An 18,258-nucleotide genomic window follows, 5' to 3' on the forward strand; every position below is an offset into this window, starting at 1 on the left:
AACGGCAACGACAATCTTTGACATTAATCCTGTTTAGTATCATATTGTCATACAGTGTCATGACACGGAGCTCACCTGTATGAGTAACACACCCAAAAAACCCAGTTGCGAAACCCTGATCAGTTTATTTCCTGATCCGTTTGTGATTATTGACCGACAATTTCAAATTGTCGCTGCCAATCAAAAATATCGGGATCATTATAAGCAGGAAGATATCGTCGGCAAACATTGTTACGAAGTATCACACGGCATAGACAGACCCTGCAGCCAGAATGGCGAGCACTGCCCGCTTGAAGAGGTCGTGCAAACTGGCAAACCCACCTCCGTTATGCACATTCACTGTAACTGTGACCATGAAGAGCACGTTCAACTTTCCGCAGCTCCAATTTTTGATGATGACGGAAACGTGCAATATATGGGTGAATCGATTCAGCCTGTAAGTGAAGAACCCGAGAATGAGCAGGTACTGCTTGGCAGGTCCAAAGCCGCTCTTCGACTAATGAGTATTTTATATCGAGTAGCCCCTACCTCATCCACCGTATTGTTACTGGGAGAATCGGGTGTCGGTAAAGATTGCGCTGCTCGATATGTTCACCAGAACTCAAGTCGTGCCGATGAGAATTTTGTTGTAGTTGATTGCGGTGTACTTGGTGAAAACATGATTGAAAGCGAATTATTTGGCCATGAAAAGGGCGCCTTTACCGGTGCAAATAAACTTAAAATTGGTTTATTTGAATCTGCTGATAAGGGCACTCTCTTTATTGACGAAATTGGCGAACTGCCATTACATCTGCAGACTAAACTTTTGCGTGTTTTAGAAACCGGCACCATACGACGTCTGGGTGGTAATGATTATATTGATGTTGATGTACGCATCATTGCGGCAACCAACCGTGAGCCTCAACAGATGATCAAGGACAAGACATTTCGTGAAGATCTGTATTACCGGCTTTGCGCATTTCCAGTCAATTTACCTCCATTACGCTCACGCAAGGGTGACATTCCCTTACTTGCCGAATCTTTTCTAAAACACATGGAAGAGGGCGAGTCACAAATTCCTCTTTCGCCTGAGGTCATAGAAAAATTATTAAGTTATGAATACCCTGGCAATATACGTGAACTAAAAAACATTATAGAGCGTGCACTGATTCTTTCTGCAGGCACACCTATCATGTCTGACTTTCTTGTCTTTGAACACGAGCAGGAAGGATTTGTAGTTAACGAGACACCTTCTCGTTATAGCCCGACAGCCAAGCGCACTGGCACCAGCCGATTAAGCCGTGATGAAGTATTAAAAGCGGTAGAGAAGTGCGGCGGACACAGATCACAAGCTGCATTGATGCTCGGCGTTAGTGAACGAACCATATACAGACATTTAAAAGATTAATATCTAAATAAACACGCTTTGCACCTTATAAGAGAGCGCCTGCATAGATAAAAATAATTAACTCAATAACGAAAAAAGGCCCTGCTATCGCAGGGCCTTTTTTATTTTTCAGATTCGAGATAAATTACTTAACCGTTGTAAATCCAAGGTTTTCCCAGTTCTGCATACCACCACGGTACCACTTAATTTTATTAGCAGGGTAACCCATCTTTAACAATGTACGTATATTGTTTGGAGACTGACCACACCACATACCATTACAGAACATAACCAGTGTTTTCGCATTTGAATAATCAAATTTATCATCATCCAGTTCTTTACCATTAAATTCTTCGGTTACAATTTCTGCAATCGATAATGGATCAGCACCTTTTTTAACACTTAACTTCGTCCAGGGGATATTTTTAGCACCTGGAATTGTGCCAGCTTTAACCCAGTTTGGTGTACGCGAATCAATTACCAGGATCGAGCTATCACCATCAGACATTCTTTTCAGGTAATCTAAAACTTCAACTTCACCTAGTGTTTCTACGCCAGGTGCTAAAACAATAGGGTTAATGCAGAAAGGAGGGCAGTTACGCGATGTTTTAGCGAAACGAGGATCAACATTATTTTTGTTATTCTGGTTACGCTGAATTGTAACTTTTTTACCATTATGCATTACATCTACACTGGCAATATCACGAGTGATTTTTACTTTTAAATCACCAGCAATTACAGCTGTACTAGACATACTTAAAGTAAGAATTGCTGTAGATAACAGGGCTTTAATATTCATTATTTATGACTCCGGTGGGTTATTTTTTTATTTAATTTTCTACTAATCGCACTCTGGCTCTTCTTCTTCAGTAGTGGTCTCATCTGGTGCCGTTGTCTCATCAGCCGCATGAGCAAAAAAAGACATTAAAAACAGCACAACCAGTAACGATTTAAATAGTAATTTCATTAGTGTTCTCTAAAATTGAATGGATAACTTCCGTAAAAAACTATTGCAGACTTTATGCCAATATATAAATCACGCTAAATCCTTATGTTTTCAACATGTTACATAAATCCCTAATAAAACATGATTATTACAAACATGAAAAGTCATGACACTTCAGGACTAATGACATGTCAGTGTCATGATCTTATCCACTTGAGAACTTATAGCATAAATTAAATAAATAGCTTTAAAATGGTAAATATATTTAAATTTAAAGAGAAAAGACTTTATCTGATAAAGAAGAATTCCCGCTTAATCAACCACGAAGCAGTTACTTAAACGGGAAACGGGAGATTAACGTTAAGGCAGTATTGATTCACCCTGTAATAACTGTTCAAGCGATTCACGCTGGCGTATTACATGCGCCTTTTCACCATCAACCATAATCTCAACTGCACGAGGGCGCGAGTTATAATTTGAGCTCATACTAAAGCCATATGCACCTGCAGACTTAACCGCTAGAAAATCACCTTCCTGAAGACTAAGCTTTCGATCTTTACCCAGAAAATCACCCGTTTCACACACTGGACCCACAAGATCATAAGAGCGACCCTCTCCCTCACGGGGCTGCAACGACACTATTTCTTGCCATGCACTATACAAAGCAGGGCGCATTAGATCATTCATTGCCGCATCGATAATGGCAAAGTCTTTCGCTTCAGAATGCTTCAGGTACAACACCTCGGTTAATAATATACCCGCATTACCCGCGATAGCGCGACCTGGCTCAATTAGAATTTCAACATCTCTGCCTTCTAACCCGGCCAGTAAAGCTTTTATCTGCTCGGCTGGCTGCGGAGGCGTTTCATCCTGATATCGAATTCCAAGCCCACCACCTAAATCCAGATGTTTCAGCTCGATTCCAGCACCTTTAAGCTGGTCAACCAGCTCTAACACTCTTTTTAATGCATCCACAAATGGCTCTATCTCAGTTAACTGAGAACCAATATGACAATCTATTCCATGCACTTCTATATTCGGCATTGCCTGTGCCCGTTGATAAACGGCCAGAGCCTGCTCATGGGCAATACCAAACTTATTTTCTTTTAGACCAGTTGATATATAAGGGTGCGTCTTCGCATCTACATTTGGATTAACCCTTATAGAAACAGGTGCTAACTTCTGCATTTCACCCGCAATTTCATTGATTACCTGTAATTCGGCCTCAGATTCAACATTAAAACAGCGTATGCCGACTTCAAGTGCTCTGCGGATTTCTTCAGATTTTTTACCCACACCAGAGAAAACAATTTTTGCAGCCTCACCACCCGCTTTCAATACACGCTCCAGCTCCCCAATGGAAACAATATCAAAGCCGGATCCCAGACCTGCTAGCACGTTTAAAATAGCCAGATTCGAGTTCGCTTTAACCGCATAACAGATCAAATGTGGGCGGTCACCAAAAGCCTTATCAAAAGCATTCCAGTGGCGCTCAAAAGTAGCTTTTGAGTAAACATATGCCGGCGTACCATGCTCTTTAGCCAGTTCAGTCAGGTTTACATCTTCAGCAAATAGCTGATTATTTCTATATTCAAAATGATCCATACAATAATTCTTACTTTAGTCGTTGTTACAGGCAGGGTAACCCCTACATATTTTTCAATTATTCAACAAGCTCTTTATTTACCTCAGTTTCATCCGGCAAATAAAGAGGTCCGGTTTTACCACACCCACTTAAACCTGAAAAAAACAGCATAATAAAAAATAAAGCACTGATTCGTGTTACAGCCATTGCTATACTCTCGTTTAAATTTAACAGGTACATTATCCTATTATATGCGTCTAAAAAGCAGCATTTTTCTCTGGGTTTCTTTAGCCACTATTCTGCCACTTACGGCACTGATTCTAGGTATCACAGCCTATAGTGAGCAGGTATACCTAAAAAATATTGATAATGACATCTATATCAATATGGAAAATATCTCTAAAGAGCTAAATTTTCGACTCACTTATGAAAGAGAAGTCATACTTTCTCTGGCAAATTCACCCGCAATGGAACAGTTTGCACCCGTTTTACAAACAGCCGCAGAAGGCGATCTGCATATTAACTACTTTGAAGAAGTAGATAAATTAAATAATTTCCTCGCCGGCTTTCAACACTCCGTTCCGGGGCTTGATACTGTACGCGTGCTGGATATAGATGGACACGCACTTATCAAAGTTCGCTTTGGCAAACTCATCCCGGCCCATTTCGAAGGCATCGCTGATTTACCTCTTACAGAAGAAGAGCTGGTCGATACGGGTTTTTTGAGCTGGATGTGGCAACTAAAAGCTAACGAACTGGTTTATGGCAACCTGCCTTTAAGCAAGCGTGATTATACCAGTGGCAAAGAACTATCCATAATGAACTCCATTGTACCGGTGTCATTTGATAACAAAACCATTATCGGTTTTTTAACCGCACGCGCGTTAGGAGATCAATTTGACCATATTCTTGAATCCCTGCATCGCACCAATAATATCAAACTTACTGTCGCGGAATACAATCCAGATACAGCTCAACGTCATGGCATTATTCTTTATAGTGATGAATTACAAATTAAATTTAGCCAACCACTGGATCCGGACACCAAACTAAATAAAATACTAGGGGAGCAGACCTGGAATAACCTTCAGTCAAAACGCTTTGGATCATTTGTTAACCACGTTCAAAATAAACGTTATTATTTTCAGGAATTTTACCCATACAACAATCAGCTTGTTAGCTGGATTATGGTGCTGCAGTTAGATAACAGTGATATAGCGGCACCATTCCAGCGTATTCGTTTTGGTTTACTCGCCGTAGCGGTGCTCGCCCTTGTTATCAGTTTACTGTTAGCAAATATAGGTGCAAGAAACATAGCCGAGCCCATCACTCTTTTTGCTGACCTGTTAAAACGTTATGCAGATGGTGAACCTGACTTTTCCAGACAACCCACTAAAGGTGCAGATGAATTAAAACAGCTCGATCAATCTTTTCATTATCTGGTTGATACTCTTGAGCAAACAGAGATGGAAAGAGATAGCGCAGAAAAAATGATGCTACAAAATGCAAAACTGGCAAGCATAGGACAAATGGCTGCAGGCATAGGGCACGAACTAAATAACCCTCTAAATAATATTCTTTCTTATGCAACGCTCATTAAGCGTGACATACCGAAGGAAAATACAGAGCTTGCTGATGATATACAGGGTTTACGTAATGAGGCTTTACGTGCAGAAACCATTGTTAAGGGCATATTAAATTTTGCACGTCAGGTACCACCTGAATATGTTGATTTTGATTTACATGTCTGGCTAAAAGACACACTACTTCTTGCCCATGCACAGGCTCAGAAATTTAATATAGAATTGAAACTGGATGAGCATCCTGATTTACCTATTTGTGGCGACCGTAATCAATTACAACAGGTTCTGGTTAACCTGTTAATGAATGCAATCCATGCCAGCAAACAAAACGATATAATAATTGTCAGCGCTCACACTGAAAAACAACAGATTTTCATTACCGTGTCTGATCAGGGAACCGGAATTGAAAGCTCAAATAAAGATAAAATATTTGATCCATTCTTTACCACTAAAAATGTAGGCGAGGGCAGTGGCCTCGGGTTATCTATCAGTATAGGCATTATGCAGTTTCATAATGGTAGCCTCAAACTTGAAAACAACGACCGTGGTGGTGTAAATGCTACCATGCAAATACCTCTAAACTCTAAGTCTAACTGAAACACTAATGAATAAACGCGTACACTTTATAGATGACGACCCAACAGCCGGCGATTTATTTCGTCGTTTTGCCCGCAGTAAAGATTATGAAATTATTATTTTCAAGAACCCGGTAGAAGCTCTGCAGGACATTCGCGAAAATAATAGCAATCTGGTTATTACCGACTTGAGCATGCCCGGTATGTCTGGACTTGAATTACTTGAATCTATACGTCAGACAGATATTGAAGTACCGGTTATCATGATTACTGGTTTTTCCACAGAAGACAACGCCATTAAAGCGTTACGTCTGGGCGCCACCGATTTTATTAAAAAACCTTATGATGCAGATGAACTACTAAAACAGGTAGATCAGGTTTTACAAAAATCAGAAGTTAGAAAAACTGAAAAATTATCTCGGCCTGGAATTAAAGATAAACAGGATCAGTTTGGTATGATAGGCAGATCAACTGCCTTATCTAAAATTTATGAAATAATCGATAAAATTTCAGATATACGCTGCAATGTCATTATTGAAGGCGAATCAGGCACAGGCAAAGAACTGGTAGCACATGCATTACATAATCATTCTGTTTTTTCCGACCAGCCATTTATCGTTATTGACTGTGGCTCGCTAACAGATACGTTACTGGAGAGTGAATTATTCGGCCATGAAAAAGGCGCCTTTACCGGTGCAACTCAAACAAAACAGGGGTTACTTGAAGTAGCCAGTGGCGGAACCATATTTCTTGATGAAATTTGTAATATTTCTGACACGATGCAAATGAAATTGATGCGCGCAGTTCAGGCACAAACCATAACTCGAGTTGGTGGAATCACACCTATAAACATAGATGTTCGATTCGTTGTTGCGACGAATAGAAACATTGAAGAAATGATCGCTGCTGGACAGTTCAGGCATGACCTGTACCATCGTTTAAATGTTGTTAAAATTACCATGCCACCTCTGCGAGAAAGAGAAGCTGATTTAGAACTACTTATAGAACACTTTATAAATGAATTCAAAGAGCGCTATCAACGAGACATTAAAAATTTCGATAAACCATCAATGGATAAACTAAAAGCTTATAGCTGGCCTGGAAATATTCGAGAACTTCGCAACATGATTGAACGACACATTGCACTTGCTGATGGACCGGTACTCAGTATTGATCAGGTATTAATAGGCAATGATACAGGTGAGGGAATTGATGCAGATTCCCCTACACTGGAAGCTCTTGAAAAACGCTACATAATGAAAACGCTTGATAAATGCAACGGCAATAAAGAACAAACCGCATCACTTTTAGGTATTAATAAATCAACTTTATGGCGAAAGTTACAAAACTGGCAAAAATCTACTGATAATAATGAAACAGATTAAATTCATGCTCATTTTTTTATTGGCTTTAGTTTCTAATATCTCCTGTGATACTGGAAACAATTCAAACAACCCTACCGAATCATTAAAGGTAATAAAAAAACAGACTCCAGTTTCGCTAGATTTATCAATGCCTGAAAATAAACATACTATAGACGACAAATTTGAAAAGCTGGAAACAAATGACGCTATTGATAACATGATAAACAAGCACCTGAATAAGCCCCAAAATAAAGACTATAAAATTAGCGGTGACATCCATCTAGATCCAAACGAAAATACCGACAAGTTAATGCTTGAAAAAGTAGATGGCGGCCAGATAAATCTAGAGTTTAATTTTGAATAATGCAGTTATAAACTATGCCTGATGAAAAGCAGCTTAACGGCTCAGACTTATACAAACGACAATCAAGAAACACTAAACTAAATGCTCCGGTTATTGTTTGTGACGGATTGCAAACACCAGAAAATCTTGGATCTATTCTGAGAGTCGCAGATGCAATTGGTAGTGCACGCATTATATTGCTCGATAATCAAATTGACCTTAGCAATAAAAAAATTTCAAAAATAGCCCGCAGCACCGACAAACATATCTCCCTTGATTCCCTTTCGTTTAATGAGTTTATTAATATTCGGAATCAATTCAACCACCTGTACGCGCTTGAAATAACCTCACATTCTATAGATGTATTTAAATCAGACATTTCTTCCTGTGATGCAATACTAATCGGGCATGAATCCAGAGGCATAAGAGATGAAGCTCTTGCACTTTGCACAGGCTCATTTCACTTACCCATGTACGGCATCAATGGCTCAATGAATATAAGCCATGCCCTCTCCGTTTTCCTTTATGAGTGGAGGCGACAACACCAGCTTTCCTAAAGCCAACTTTTTTCCATTAAAAAGGTACCTTCTTCTGCAAACTGATTTTTCTTAATCTAAACTAAAACATACATAATCTATATAAATGACCTTGGAGTACATGAATGAATAACCTGATACAAAAGTGGTTAACTGTTTTTTTCTTTATTTTATTCAGCTTAAGCAGCATATTGGTACCAACAACTACATATGCGGATGAAACTACAACACAGGGGCCATCTGGTGAACCACCAGAAGAGGAAGAGCCTGAGTGCGATTAAAATCAATTATCGACTACTCACTAAAACAGATAAACACCTATAGGAACAAGATATGAATAAAAAATCAAACAACAAACATTATTTATTAATCGCTTTGTTTTTATGCCTTACTGGAATCGCTCCATTGGCATCTGCAGCCGACCATCAAATGGTTATACAGGTTAATTCTAAAGATAAATTAACTCACAAAATGGGCTTGATAAATGCGGGCAATCTTAAAAGTCAGCTTGGCAATAGTAATATCGACGTAGAAGTTGTTGTCTATGGACCAGGTTTATCTATGGTAAAAAAAGGCAGTGTGTTTACTAATCGCATTGAAAAACTTCAATCGAGAGGCGTGCAGTTCAGCGTTTGTGAAGGCACCCTTAAAGCCATATCAAAGAAAACAGGAAAAGAACCGGAACTTTTAAATGGCATGAAACGAGTGAGAACAGGCGCATTACGAATTCTTGAACTTCAGGAAAAAGGTTACGCCTACATTAGACCTTAATTTTTAAATTTATCAACTCTGACTTTCTACTATGCAACATATCCATCGGGGATAGAGCACGCTTTTTGCACTCTGTCCCCGATGGATACGTACCTGAACAACAGAATAAATAATCTACCTCACCAAACCTTTTTCTACTTCTTCTTTTTTCGACGTGCCTTCAAGTAACTCTATTAAAGCTAAAGCAAAATCCATTGCCGTACCCGGGCCTCTTGATGTAACAATTTTTCCATCAATCTGCAATGCACTTTCAGTTAACTTTATATTACTAAGATCAAGTGAATTCAGTGCGCCGGGATAACAGGTTATTGTTTTACCTTCCAAAACACCTGCTTGTAAAAGCGCTTTAGGCGCAGCGCATATTGCAGCAAGATAGTTATTATTCTCTGCATGTTTCTTTAAAATATTCTGTAATGCGTCATTATCACGTAAGTGATTTGCCCCGGGCAAGCCTCCAGGTAACACAATCATATCAAACAGGGTATCGGTCACATTATTAATTATTGTCTGAGGTATTATTTTTAAACCTCGTGCTGCCACAACAGGTTCACTATCCAGCCCCGCCGTTACAACCTCTATACCTGCTCGCGTCAGTAAATCAGTAACAGTAACTGCCTCAAGCTCCTCACAACCCTGCGCTAAAGGGACCAGAACTTTCGTCATTTTATTTATCTCCGTTAACAACCTGTTTATTATTTGCAGATAAAATATGCATGCCTTTTAACAAATTTAAAGCTTCATGTATTTTGTAATCTTTCTGTAATTTTTCAGCCATTTCATCTTTCTGCCTTTCTTCTTCCTTAAGTTTACTCTTTTCAGACGCCCCATTCGGATTACTTATATGACCAGACAAATCAGACTCTTTTAACTGATTTATTCCGTTTTTGCGTTTTGAACTAACCTGCATATCATCCAGAAGAATATCTGGCACAATGCCCTCTGCCTGTATAGATCGACCATTAGGCGTAAAATACCTTGCTGTTGTAAATTTTACAGCTCCACCATTTCTAAGTTCCTGAATCGTCTGCACAGAACCTTTACCAAATGATTTTTCACCCATAATCACCGCACGTTTGTGATCCTGTAATGCGCCAGCAACAATTTCTGACGCAGATGCCGAGCCACCATTTATCAATACAATCATAGGTGAATTATTTAAAGCATCACCTGACTTCGCATTAAACTCAAAATATGAATCATCTGTTCTTCCCTGCGTATAAACCAGCTTGCCTTTTTTAACAAACAAATCTGTTACATCTGCCGCTGCATTTAAAACACCGCCAGGATTATTTCGTAAATCTAAAATCAACCCATTTAGTGGTGACTTATTATCATCAACTAATTGATTAATTGCATCTTTCAAATGACGCGCGGTTTTAGACTGAAAGGTACTAATACGCACATAACCAAATCCCGGTTCAAGCAAATGACTTTTAACGCTCTTAACTTTAATAATTGCACGCTTGAGTTTGAACTTAATTGGTTCTTCATTACCCTCTCGTATAACACTTAATTCAAGTGTTGTTCCGGGTTTGCCTCTCATAACTTTAACTGCATCATTAAGACTCATGTCTTTTACAGATTTATTATCAAGTCTTATTATTAAATCACCGGATTTTAAGCCCGCATGATATGCAGGCGTATCATCAATTGGTGAGATGACTTTTACATAACCATCTTCCATACCCACCTGAATACCCAAACCGCCAAACTGACCTGTTGTGCCAATTCTTAATTCTTTATATTCTTCAGGATCAAGATAGGTTGAATGTGGGTCCAGGCCGGACAGCATTCCGCGTATTGCATTTTCAAGTAACTCTTTGTCACTAACCTGTTCTACATAGTCTGTTTTAATACGCGCAAAAATATCTGAGAAATTACGTAATTGCTCCAGAGGCAAACTTTGATCTTGAACCTCAGTTTCTTTTTTCTCTATCGACTCTGCATAACTTAAATTTAATATTCCACTTACCGGCAAACTAAGCAATGCAAGAAGAGCAATGCCGAATGCACCTTTAGTGATAGACTGACCCATGTGTTACTCCTGTTAAAACACATCCCTGCATTCAAAGATGTTTTATTTAATTCTCTAGTAAAGCCAGATGCTGAATACTTCTGGAACACCATTTTTTCGGGTTAACCGGTTTACCCTGTTTCCGAATCTCAAAATATAAACCTGATGTAGACTGACCACCACTATCGCCAACAGTTGCAATTACTTCACTGGCTTCTACCCAGTCACCAACCTGTTTATAAAGTTCCTGCGTGTAACCATACAAACTCATATAACCATCATTATGGTCAATAATGGTAATAAAACCATATCCCTGCAACCAGTCAGCAAAAGCAACTCGGCCATGAGTCACTGCACGAACACGGGTATCATAATCCGCTTTAATAATAACGCCATTCCACTTCAGATCACCCTGCTTACGCGAGGTTCCAAAATTTGCACGAAATTTTCCCTTAACAGGCCAGGGCAGTTTCCCACGTAATTGCCCAAAGGGTTTCTGGTTAACTGCTTCTGCCGGTATATCAGCAAGTAACTCACCTAATGCCATCAACAGATCTTCTATACGGTTTCTACTCGATTTCAGGTCATTCAGGGTGAGTTGCTGGTTATCAATATCTTTATTAAGTCGGGCTAACAGATTTTTTCGATTCACTCTATGTGAACCTAATTGCTTCTTTTCTCTTTTTTTGGAAGAAACTAATGATGCTAGATTTTCAGAGGTTTTCTTTATGCTTGCTTCAAGCTTTTTCTGTTTTTCTATACTTGATAAAAATGTTGATATTTCTTTTCCTCGAGCACGATTAAGATAGGTGTAATACACCATGGCGCGACCCATTTCAGTTGGATCTTGTTGATTTAACAGCATTTTTAACTGCGGCTGCTGCCCCATCGCATAAGCTGATCGTAATTGCTCACCCAGTATTTTGCGTTGTTTAGCCAAATCACGCTTTAATTTTTTTAGCTCTGCTCGTGAAGTTTTAAGTTTTTTAACTGATTTTTTATGTTTTCTCTGGGTTTTTCTTAATTTTTTAGCACTAATGGCTATTTTGACTTCAAGCTTTCTTAATTCAGTTCGCACCGTATTGCGTTGATCTTTGTTCTGACTCAGTGCAGATAAAACATTGGTGATTTTATCGCGAATACTATCGAGGCGTTGTTGATAGTCCGTCGCCGTCTCTGCTGCAATAGAAGAGGACATAACGACCAGAAAGCCGGTAAAAATAAGAATCTTCAGGTTATAAAATCTTTGCATATTATTGAATACAGTCGTTTTTTGGTGTTTACTGACTCACGGCTCATCGTAAAAATCCTATTTTAATAAAAAAACACTGGATATGATGATTTAATTTAGTTAAAAAGTATGTATCATTTTATGGTAGATTACTAATATTAGTGAACACAATTTTAGCGGGAAGGTATCAAATGGTTGCAAATTTAGAAGAAGGCACACAATTAATGACGCGGGAAGAAGATATAGAACGCGCTTCTCGCTCTTTGAAAGCAATGTCACATCCACTACGTCTGAAAATTTTATGTACTTTGCAGGATCATGAAGTCAGCGTACAGGACATTGTTGACAATGTGGGGACATCTCAGAGTAATATTTCACAACATCTGGCAATATTACGAGATAAGGGTATATTAGCGTCCCGCAAAGATGCTAACCGTGTATTTTACCGGGTAGGTGATGCAAGAACATTACGCCTGATTAGCATGATGCAGGAAGTATTTTGCTCACAACGTCCTTTCGACGAGTAAAAGCAGTTTTTTAATAAGCCTGTTTAACTTAAGGCTTGATTACATAATTAAAGCCTCTGATCGCACAGTGTGATCAGAGGCTTCATAGTTTATCTGGAGTATAAAATGGCTCAACTCATGGAGTTTGCCGCGAATAATCTAATGCTGGTCGCCGCATTAGCTGTTATTGCCACACTGATTATCAAAACTGAAATCGGCCTTAAACTCAGCAATATTCCACAACTCAATGCAAATGAAGCGGTTCGTCTAATGAATGGTGATGATGTTGTTATACTGGATGTGAGAGAAGGCAGTGAATATAACTCTGGCCATATTCGTGATTCTATACATATACCTATGTCAGCTCTGGTTAAACGACTTACTGAACTGGATAAACACAAAAACAAGCATATTCTGGCCGTTTGCCGATCTGGAAGTCGCTCAAACAGCGCCTGTCGAACATTAAGCAAACAGGGCTTTGAAAATGTCAGCAACCTGGCCGGCGGAATTATGAGCTGGTCTAATGCCAACTTACCTGTCACTAAAAAATAATTTAACTTTAAAGAAACCACATGCCACAAGCCAATATTACCGTTTATTACGCTCCTTTTTGCCCATATTGCGGATGGGCCAAGCAACTACTTAAGGGCAAAAATGTAGAATTCACCATGATCAATGTGAATGATGCTCAGGAAATACGTCAGGAAATGGAACAACGTGCTGGCCAGACCAGTGTGCCACAAATTTTTATCGGTGATACCCATGTTGGTGGTTATGATGATATGGCAGCACTAGATGATAAAGGCGAGTTAGACCCGCTTATTGCTGCAAACTAGGGCGTTTTTTTGTTGTTAGTCTGAAGCAAATCTCTTTCAATTTAATTAATCTCCGTTATTTGTCCTGTTAAGGCTCATTTCCATCGGGGATGGACCGCGTTTTTTGCGCTCCGTCCCCTTACTGGTGCCATCAAGAGTTTTACAGAGTCGGAAACCTGCGCTCTCAGCTTCTGGTGGTATGGGTTAAGGGGACAGGGCGCCAAAAAACGGCGGACTGTCCCCGAGTGATATGTTCCGCAACAGGGTATTAGTTAGCAGCCCCACTCTTTTAATGTTATTCTCCAGCATCAATAAATTTTACAATTACAATATATTAAGAATCAGGTTATAAACATGAGCGAAGAACAGCCACAACAACAGTTTGCAATACAGAAAATATTCATCAAAGATGTATCTTTCGAGTCACCCAATGCACCAGCAGTATTTACAGATGGCGAATGGAAGCCGGAAGTGAATGTTCAAATTAACACCGAAGCCAAATCAATTAACGAAGGCGTGCACGAAGTAACTTTAACCATTACAGTTACAGCTAAACAGCAGGAAAAGACCGCCTTTCTAGTAGAAGTAAAACAATCTGGTATTTTTCAGATGTCTGGCTTTGAGCAGGAACAGATTGGTGGCATGTTAGGTGCGTACTGCCCTGAAACACTATTTCCTTATGCCCGTGAAGCTATTTCTGACCTGGTAACTAAAGGTGGATTCCCGCAAATGTTACTATCACCTGTTAATTTTAATGCGTTATATATGCAGCATCAACAAAAACAGGCTCAGGAAGCATCTCAGACTGAAACAGCACATTAAGCTAAATTATGTCGGATAAGGACATCTTAAAAAGAAAAATTGCTGTACTTGGCGGTGGCTCATGGGGAACGGCTCTGGCTACTCAGGTAGCCCGTGCTAATCACGATGTTGTATTGTGGGATATGAATCCCGAGCATGTAAAAAGCATGCAACAGACACACTTAAACCAGCAATACCTGCCTGATATTCCTCTACCAGAGTCTTTGAAATTTAGCGATCAGCTAGAAAAGACCATTCAGGAATCAAACACTCTACTCATTGCAATACCCAGTCATGCAGTACGCGGGTTTCTGCAAAACACCAAACAGTGGATAAATAAAGAGCACCACATCGTCTGGGCCACTAAAGGTCTGGAAGAAGGTAGCGCAAAACCGGTGCATCAGGTCGTCGCTGAAGAATTACCTGACTGTGAATATACCGCTGTTATATCCGGGCCGACATTTGCCACAGAAGTTGCCAGGAACCTGCCCACTGCTGTAACCGTTGCAGCCAGTAGCCATGATATTGCTGATGAAGTTGCCAGCTTTTTGCATTATGGAAACTTCAGGGTATATACCTCAGAAGATATGCTTGGTGTAGAACTGGGTGGCTCATTAAAAAATGTTCTGGCTATTGCAGCAGGCATAGCAGATGGCCTGGGATTTGGCTCCAATACACGTGCTGCACTTATCACCCGCGGCCTTCATGAGATTATGCTTCTGGGGTTAGCAATGGGTGCGCAGGCAGAAACTTTTATGGGCCTTGCTGGAATGGGCGATCTTGTTCTTACCTGCACCGATAATCAGTCACGCAATCGACGCATGGGACTTGCACTGGCTGAAGGCTTAAATATAGAGCAAGCAAGAGAAAGAATTGGACAGGCAGTTGAAGGTGTGAAAACAGCGAAAGAAGCCTGGTTGCTCACTCAAAAATACAAAGTTGAAATGCCGATAATTGAGCAGACTTATAAAGTGCTCTATGAAAACAAAGCACCTATAGATGCGGTGCATGATTTATTAGGCCGTGAAGCCAAGTCTGAATAAACACCTGACAAAACGAGTTACTATCTAACTTTATCTTCCATTTTCAAAATAGTTTTTGATATTTCATTAGACAAATCGACAACTAACAAACTCATCGCTTTTGCCAGGTCATTATATTTTTCGCCTTTAACTTTTTCTTTAAATGAAAAAATCTCTTCAACTATTTTTTTATCACCTTTACCATTTAAAAGAATATACGCACCTTCCAGTGAACTTTCACCCCCTAACTCACCATCAAAATCTCTAATATGCACTTTAACCTGATAATCAAAATTCCGATACGTTGACCAGGGAGAGACATCGACATAACCTGTTTTTAAATTATAAGATAATTCATTAGCAATCAACAAACTCACATTACTACCAAGACCACCTGCCCAGCGGTGAAAATCAGCCAGATTTATTGTATAAGGCCCGGTGCGAGTAACTATTTCAGGTCGATCAATAATATCCGGTAATTTTACTTTCCAGACACCGATCGCAACTGAATCAGTTGCATTATTATTAATTTCACGATCTGAACTTAATAAATAAAAATGCGTTTTTGGCGACGTGCCACAGGCAGACATTAAAATTATCAGCAGGATAAGTCCACACTTTTGTAAAATTTTATTTATAAACATTATTCTGGCCTTTTTCCTTTAATTAACGCTTCAGGGTGACGCTCAAGATATTCGGACATAGCCCTGATTGAACGCGCCGCTTTACTTAACTCATCCATAGTTTCATTCATCTGCACACCTGTCATACCGCCATCTTCTGCATTTAGAGATTTAATTAAATTATTTAAATTCTCTGTTGATTCATCTAAATTTTTTCCAATATTTTCTATTGGTAATGATGTTAATCTGGCCATCAATTCATTAATCTGCTTCATCAATCCGGTAACTGTTTCAGGCACTGTAGGTAAAACCATGTTATCGCCTATATACCTGACATTAACTTTCTTTTCATTTTTAAATTGATCAAAAATTATTAGCGACTGACCAGTTAAGATATTACTTTTAAGCTGGGCCCGCATACCTTCTTTCTCGACCTGCTTTTCAAAAAAACCATATACTCTTTTTATTCGTTCACCGTTGCTTAACCTATTCTGTACATCAGAAGACGGCAATCGTTCCGGCTCGATATCTACAATCGCAAACGTAATCATGTTTTTTGATACTTCATCTATCTCAACACCAACATTTACTACCGTGCCAATTTGAATACCTTTATATTCAACTGGAGCACCAATAGACAAACCACTCACACCGTCATCAAAAAAGAGTTTCATCGGTGCTCCAAAGGTTAATATTTCCTCAATATCCTGCTCTTCAGTTTCATGTAATTTAAATATTTTATTCTCAACAGACTGAGGTGTATCAGCTCTGGCTTTACCATTTGAAAAAGCAATACCACCTGCAACTAAAGTACTCACAGACTCCATATCAAATTCAAAACCTTTTGAACCCAGTTCAAAATTCATGCCTGAAGCATTCCAGAAACGGGAATACCTGGTTACATACTTATCATGCGGAGCCTCTATAAATATTTCAATTTCAACCGCGCTATGATCTTCTATTAATTTATAACTTGTGACACTTCCAACCGTTATACCTCTATATTTAATGGATGAACCTCTATTTAATGAACCCAGTTTTTCAGATTTTAAAATATACTTTGTTCCCGGGTTTCCTAACTGATAAATTTGCGGTTCTTCTAAACCTTTAAATATTTTAACTGGCACACCGCCTTCACCAGGATCAATTTCTATAAACGCACCACTTAGCAATGTATCAAGACCACTCACGCCTTCAACTCCAATACGTGGTCGCACCACCCAAAACTGTGTTGTATCTGTTAGATGATCACTGGACATCCCGGTTAATTCCATTACAACGATCACTTCGGATAAATCTTCTGAAAATTTAACTTCAGTTAATTCACCCACTTTTACATTACGTAATTTAACCGGTGTTTTACCTGCCTCAAGACCCGACGCACTTTTAAAGCTAACTTCAACAAATACATTTTCTTTTATTGCACCTTTAAAAACTAACCAGCCACCAATTAATGCAGCAATAATTGGTATAACCCAGATTGGTGAAATAAATGAATCTTTTGTTGTTGAATTAGATTTGGGTATCGCTTTAGGTATTTCGTCTGTCATTTTTTATTTTCCGCTGTATCCCAAATTAATTTTGGATCAAAAGCCATAGCTGAAAGCATCGTTAGTATAACCATTGCAGCAAATGCCAGACCTGCTGGACCTGCCTCAATTGAACTAAGCTCCCCTAACTGTATTAACGCCGCAAGTAAAGCGACCACAAACACATCAACCATTGACCATCTGCCCATTACTTCCGCAATTAAATATAAACGTGTTTTTTCTTTTTTCCGCAATGTATTTTCTCGATTCACCATTATTAATAAATAAGCAATAGCCATTATTTTTAACAGGGGTAATAACACACTAGCAGAAAAAATTACCAGTGCTAACGGCCAGTCACCGTGCGCGAGAAAATACAAAATCCCACTAATAATAGTATCCGAACTTTGTTGACCTAATGCACCGGTTAACATAATCGCTTCAGTATTAGCAGGTATATACATAATAAACGCACTAATTAATAATGCCCACGCTCGATTTAAACTATTGTGTTTTCTATAGTGCACTTTAGAGTGACACCTTGGGCACGTTGCATCTCTCTGATCATCAAGCCGAACAACTTTGTCACAGACATGACAACTCGCTAACCCCAGATCTCTGGCTTTTATAAACTTTTCATCCATAATA

20 protein-coding genes are annotated in these 18,258 nt (G+C 39.2%); 11 read left to right on the forward strand and 9 right to left on the reverse strand.

Going from position 1 to position 18,258, the window contains the following annotated elements; genetic code table 11:
* Window positions 1-79 precede the first annotated feature (79 nt).
* Entirely contained in the window at window positions 80-1,387 is a 1,308-nt protein-coding gene (locus DIZ80_10050) for a Fis family transcriptional regulator (GenBank protein RDH82616.1), read from the forward strand.
* A gap of 124 nt (window positions 1,388-1,511) precedes the next feature.
* Here the strand turns inward: DIZ80_10050 and DIZ80_10055 are convergent, their stop codons facing one another.
* The 3 genes from DIZ80_10055 to DIZ80_10065 all read right to left on the reverse strand — a co-directional run bounded on the left by DIZ80_10055 (window position 1,512) and on the right by DIZ80_10065 (window position 4,068).
* Window positions 1,512-2,165: a sulfurtransferase gene (locus DIZ80_10055; protein ID RDH82617.1), complete on the reverse strand. Its 654-nt coding sequence runs from the start codon at window positions 2,163-2,165 to the stop codon at window positions 1,512-1,514.
* A gap of 507 nt (window positions 2,166-2,672) precedes the next feature.
* The gene (gene lysA / locus DIZ80_10060) at window positions 2,673-3,917 is read right to left on the reverse strand and encodes a diaminopimelate decarboxylase (GenBank protein RDH82618.1); all 1,245 of its coding nucleotides are present in this window, start codon (window positions 3,915-3,917) and stop codon (window positions 2,673-2,675) included.
* Between the two features lie 58 nt (window positions 3,918-3,975).
* A complete protein-coding gene (locus DIZ80_10065; GenBank protein RDH83148.1) occupies window positions 3,976-4,068 on the reverse strand; it encodes a lipopeptide in 93 nt (30 codons plus the stop codon).
* A gap of 80 nt (window positions 4,069-4,148) precedes the next feature.
* Between DIZ80_10065 and DIZ80_10070 the strand changes: the two genes are divergently transcribed.
* The 5 genes from DIZ80_10070 (at window position 4,149) to DIZ80_10090 (ending at window position 9,069) form a co-directional block, all read left to right on the forward strand.
* Window positions 4,149-6,077, forward strand: coding sequence for a sensor histidine kinase (locus tag DIZ80_10070; protein RDH82619.1), 1,929 nt, complete (start codon window positions 4,149-4,151; stop codon window positions 6,075-6,077).
* A 7-nt stretch (window positions 6,078-6,084) separates the two neighbouring features.
* Window positions 6,085-7,440, forward strand: a complete 1,356-nt coding sequence (locus tag DIZ80_10075; GenBank protein RDH82620.1) for a sigma-54-dependent Fis family transcriptional regulator — start codon at window positions 6,085-6,087, stop codon at window positions 7,438-7,440.
* Window positions 7,427-7,783, forward strand: coding sequence for a hypothetical protein (locus DIZ80_10080; GenBank protein ID RDH82621.1), 357 nt, complete (start codon window positions 7,427-7,429; stop codon window positions 7,781-7,783). The genes DIZ80_10075 and DIZ80_10080 overlap by 14 nt, the downstream gene beginning before the upstream one ends.
* 14 nt (window positions 7,784-7,797) lie before the next feature.
* A complete protein-coding gene (locus DIZ80_10085) occupies window positions 7,798-8,319 on the forward strand; it encodes a hypothetical protein (protein ID RDH82622.1) in 522 nt (173 codons plus the stop codon).
* Window positions 8,320-8,631: 312 nt separating this feature from the next.
* The gene (locus DIZ80_10090) at window positions 8,632-9,069 is read left to right on the forward strand and encodes a hypothetical protein (protein RDH82623.1); all 438 of its coding nucleotides are present in this window, start codon (window positions 8,632-8,634) and stop codon (window positions 9,067-9,069) included.
* 114 nt (window positions 9,070-9,183) lie between these two features.
* On the opposite strand, the gene DIZ80_10095 is transcribed toward DIZ80_10090, so the two are convergent.
* From DIZ80_10095 to DIZ80_10105, 3 genes are read right to left on the reverse strand one after another with little or no spacing between them, the layout of a single operon-like run.
* On the reverse strand, window positions 9,184-9,732 hold the full coding sequence (locus DIZ80_10095) for a DJ-1 family protein (protein ID RDH82624.1): 549 nt from the start codon (window positions 9,730-9,732) through the stop codon (window positions 9,184-9,186).
* A gap of 1 nt (window position 9,733) precedes the next feature.
* Window positions 9,734-11,104 (reverse strand): peptidase S41, encoded by a 1,371-nt coding sequence (locus tag DIZ80_10100; protein ID RDH82625.1) that lies wholly within the window; start codon window positions 11,102-11,104, stop codon window positions 9,734-9,736.
* Between the two features lie 46 nt (window positions 11,105-11,150).
* Window positions 11,151-12,335, reverse strand: coding sequence for a peptidase M23 (locus DIZ80_10105; GenBank protein RDH82626.1), 1,185 nt, complete (start codon window positions 12,333-12,335; stop codon window positions 11,151-11,153).
* Window positions 12,336-12,505: 170 nt separating this feature from the next.
* On the opposite strand from DIZ80_10105, the gene DIZ80_10110 reads away from it, so the two are divergent.
* The 5 genes from DIZ80_10110 (at window position 12,506) to DIZ80_10130 (ending at window position 15,479) form a co-directional block, all read left to right on the forward strand.
* Complete coding sequence (locus tag DIZ80_10110; GenBank protein RDH82627.1) at window positions 12,506-12,841, forward strand: transcriptional regulator; 336 nt, start codon at window positions 12,506-12,508, stop codon at window positions 12,839-12,841.
* 117 nt (window positions 12,842-12,958) lie between these two features.
* Window positions 12,959-13,372, forward strand: coding sequence for a hypothetical protein (locus DIZ80_10115; protein ID RDH83149.1), 414 nt, complete (start codon window positions 12,959-12,961; stop codon window positions 13,370-13,372).
* Window positions 13,373-13,392: 20 nt separating this feature from the next.
* The gene (grxC, locus tag DIZ80_10120; protein ID RDH82628.1) at window positions 13,393-13,656 is read left to right on the forward strand and encodes a glutaredoxin 3; all 264 of its coding nucleotides are present in this window, start codon (window positions 13,393-13,395) and stop codon (window positions 13,654-13,656) included.
* Window positions 13,657-13,989: 333 nt separating this feature from the next.
* Window positions 13,990-14,457, forward strand: a complete 468-nt coding sequence (locus tag DIZ80_10125; GenBank protein RDH82629.1) for a protein-export chaperone SecB — start codon at window positions 13,990-13,992, stop codon at window positions 14,455-14,457.
* Window positions 14,458-14,465: 8 nt separating this feature from the next.
* A complete protein-coding gene (locus tag DIZ80_10130; GenBank protein ID RDH82630.1) occupies window positions 14,466-15,479 on the forward strand; it encodes a glycerol-3-phosphate dehydrogenase in 1,014 nt (337 codons plus the stop codon).
* A 20-nt stretch (window positions 15,480-15,499) separates the two neighbouring features.
* Here the strand turns inward: DIZ80_10130 and DIZ80_10135 are convergent, their stop codons facing one another.
* Genes DIZ80_10135 through DIZ80_10145 form a run of 3 tightly spaced genes read right to left on the reverse strand, consistent with a single transcriptional unit; the run spans window position 15,500 to window position 18,254 of the window.
* The gene (locus DIZ80_10135) at window positions 15,500-16,102 is read right to left on the reverse strand and encodes a hypothetical protein (protein ID RDH82631.1); all 603 of its coding nucleotides are present in this window, start codon (window positions 16,100-16,102) and stop codon (window positions 15,500-15,502) included.
* Entirely contained in the window at window positions 16,102-17,631 is a 1,530-nt protein-coding gene (locus tag DIZ80_10140) for a hypothetical protein (GenBank protein RDH82632.1), read from the reverse strand. Before DIZ80_10140 ends, DIZ80_10135 begins: the two co-directional genes overlap by 1 nt.
* Window positions 17,628-18,254, reverse strand: coding sequence for a paraquat-inducible membrane protein A (locus DIZ80_10145; protein ID RDH82633.1), 627 nt, complete (start codon window positions 18,252-18,254; stop codon window positions 17,628-17,630). The genes DIZ80_10140 and DIZ80_10145 overlap by 4 nt, the downstream gene beginning before the upstream one ends.
* Between the last annotated feature and the right edge of the window lie 4 nt (window positions 18,255-18,258).

Source organism: endosymbiont of Galathealinum brachiosum, from assembly GCA_003349885.1.
GTDB lineage: Bacteria > Pseudomonadota > Gammaproteobacteria > SZUA-229 > SZUA-229 > SZUA-229.

What these genes read in the sequence shown, in the direction of transcription:
- DIZ80_10050 (RDH82616.1), top strand. Translation starts at nt 80, where the DNA reads ATGAGTAACACACCCAAAAAACCCAGTTGCGAAACCCTGATCAGTTTA.
- DIZ80_10055 (RDH82617.1), bottom strand. Translation starts at nt 2,165, where the DNA reads ATGAATATTAAAGCCCTGTTATCTACAGCAATTCTTACTTTAAGTATG.
- lysA (RDH82618.1), bottom strand. Translation starts at nt 3,917, where the DNA reads ATGGATCATTTTGAATATAGAAATAATCAGCTATTTGCTGAAGATGTA.
- DIZ80_10065 (RDH83148.1), bottom strand. Translation starts at nt 4,068, where the DNA reads ATGCTGTTTTTTTCAGGTTTAAGTGGGTGTGGTAAAACCGGACCTCTT.
- DIZ80_10070 (RDH82619.1), top strand. Translation starts at nt 4,149, where the DNA reads ATGCGTCTAAAAAGCAGCATTTTTCTCTGGGTTTCTTTAGCCACTATT.
- DIZ80_10075 (RDH82620.1), top strand. Translation starts at nt 6,085, where the DNA reads ATGAATAAACGCGTACACTTTATAGATGACGACCCAACAGCCGGCGAT.
- DIZ80_10080 (RDH82621.1), top strand. Translation starts at nt 7,427, where the DNA reads ATGAAACAGATTAAATTCATGCTCATTTTTTTATTGGCTTTAGTTTCT.
- DIZ80_10085 (RDH82622.1), top strand. Translation starts at nt 7,798, where the DNA reads ATGCCTGATGAAAAGCAGCTTAACGGCTCAGACTTATACAAACGACAA.
- DIZ80_10090 (RDH82623.1), top strand. Translation starts at nt 8,632, where the DNA reads ATGAATAAAAAATCAAACAACAAACATTATTTATTAATCGCTTTGTTT.
- DIZ80_10095 (RDH82624.1), bottom strand. Translation starts at nt 9,732, where the DNA reads ATGACGAAAGTTCTGGTCCCTTTAGCGCAGGGTTGTGAGGAGCTTGAG.
- DIZ80_10100 (RDH82625.1), bottom strand. Translation starts at nt 11,104, where the DNA reads ATGGGTCAGTCTATCACTAAAGGTGCATTCGGCATTGCTCTTCTTGCA.
- DIZ80_10105 (RDH82626.1), bottom strand. Translation starts at nt 12,335, where the DNA reads ATGCAAAGATTTTATAACCTGAAGATTCTTATTTTTACCGGCTTTCTG.
- DIZ80_10110 (RDH82627.1), top strand. Translation starts at nt 12,506, where the DNA reads ATGGTTGCAAATTTAGAAGAAGGCACACAATTAATGACGCGGGAAGAA.
- DIZ80_10115 (RDH83149.1), top strand. Translation starts at nt 12,959, where the DNA reads ATGGAGTTTGCCGCGAATAATCTAATGCTGGTCGCCGCATTAGCTGTT.
- grxC (RDH82628.1), top strand. Translation starts at nt 13,393, where the DNA reads ATGCCACAAGCCAATATTACCGTTTATTACGCTCCTTTTTGCCCATAT.
- DIZ80_10125 (RDH82629.1), top strand. Translation starts at nt 13,990, where the DNA reads ATGAGCGAAGAACAGCCACAACAACAGTTTGCAATACAGAAAATATTC.
- DIZ80_10130 (RDH82630.1), top strand. Translation starts at nt 14,466, where the DNA reads ATGTCGGATAAGGACATCTTAAAAAGAAAAATTGCTGTACTTGGCGGT.
- DIZ80_10135 (RDH82631.1), bottom strand. Translation starts at nt 16,102, where the DNA reads ATGTTTATAAATAAAATTTTACAAAAGTGTGGACTTATCCTGCTGATA.
- DIZ80_10140 (RDH82632.1), bottom strand. Translation starts at nt 17,631, where the DNA reads ATGACAGACGAAATACCTAAAGCGATACCCAAATCTAATTCAACAACA.
- DIZ80_10145 (RDH82633.1), bottom strand. Translation starts at nt 18,254, where the DNA reads ATGGATGAAAAGTTTATAAAAGCCAGAGATCTGGGGTTAGCGAGTTGT.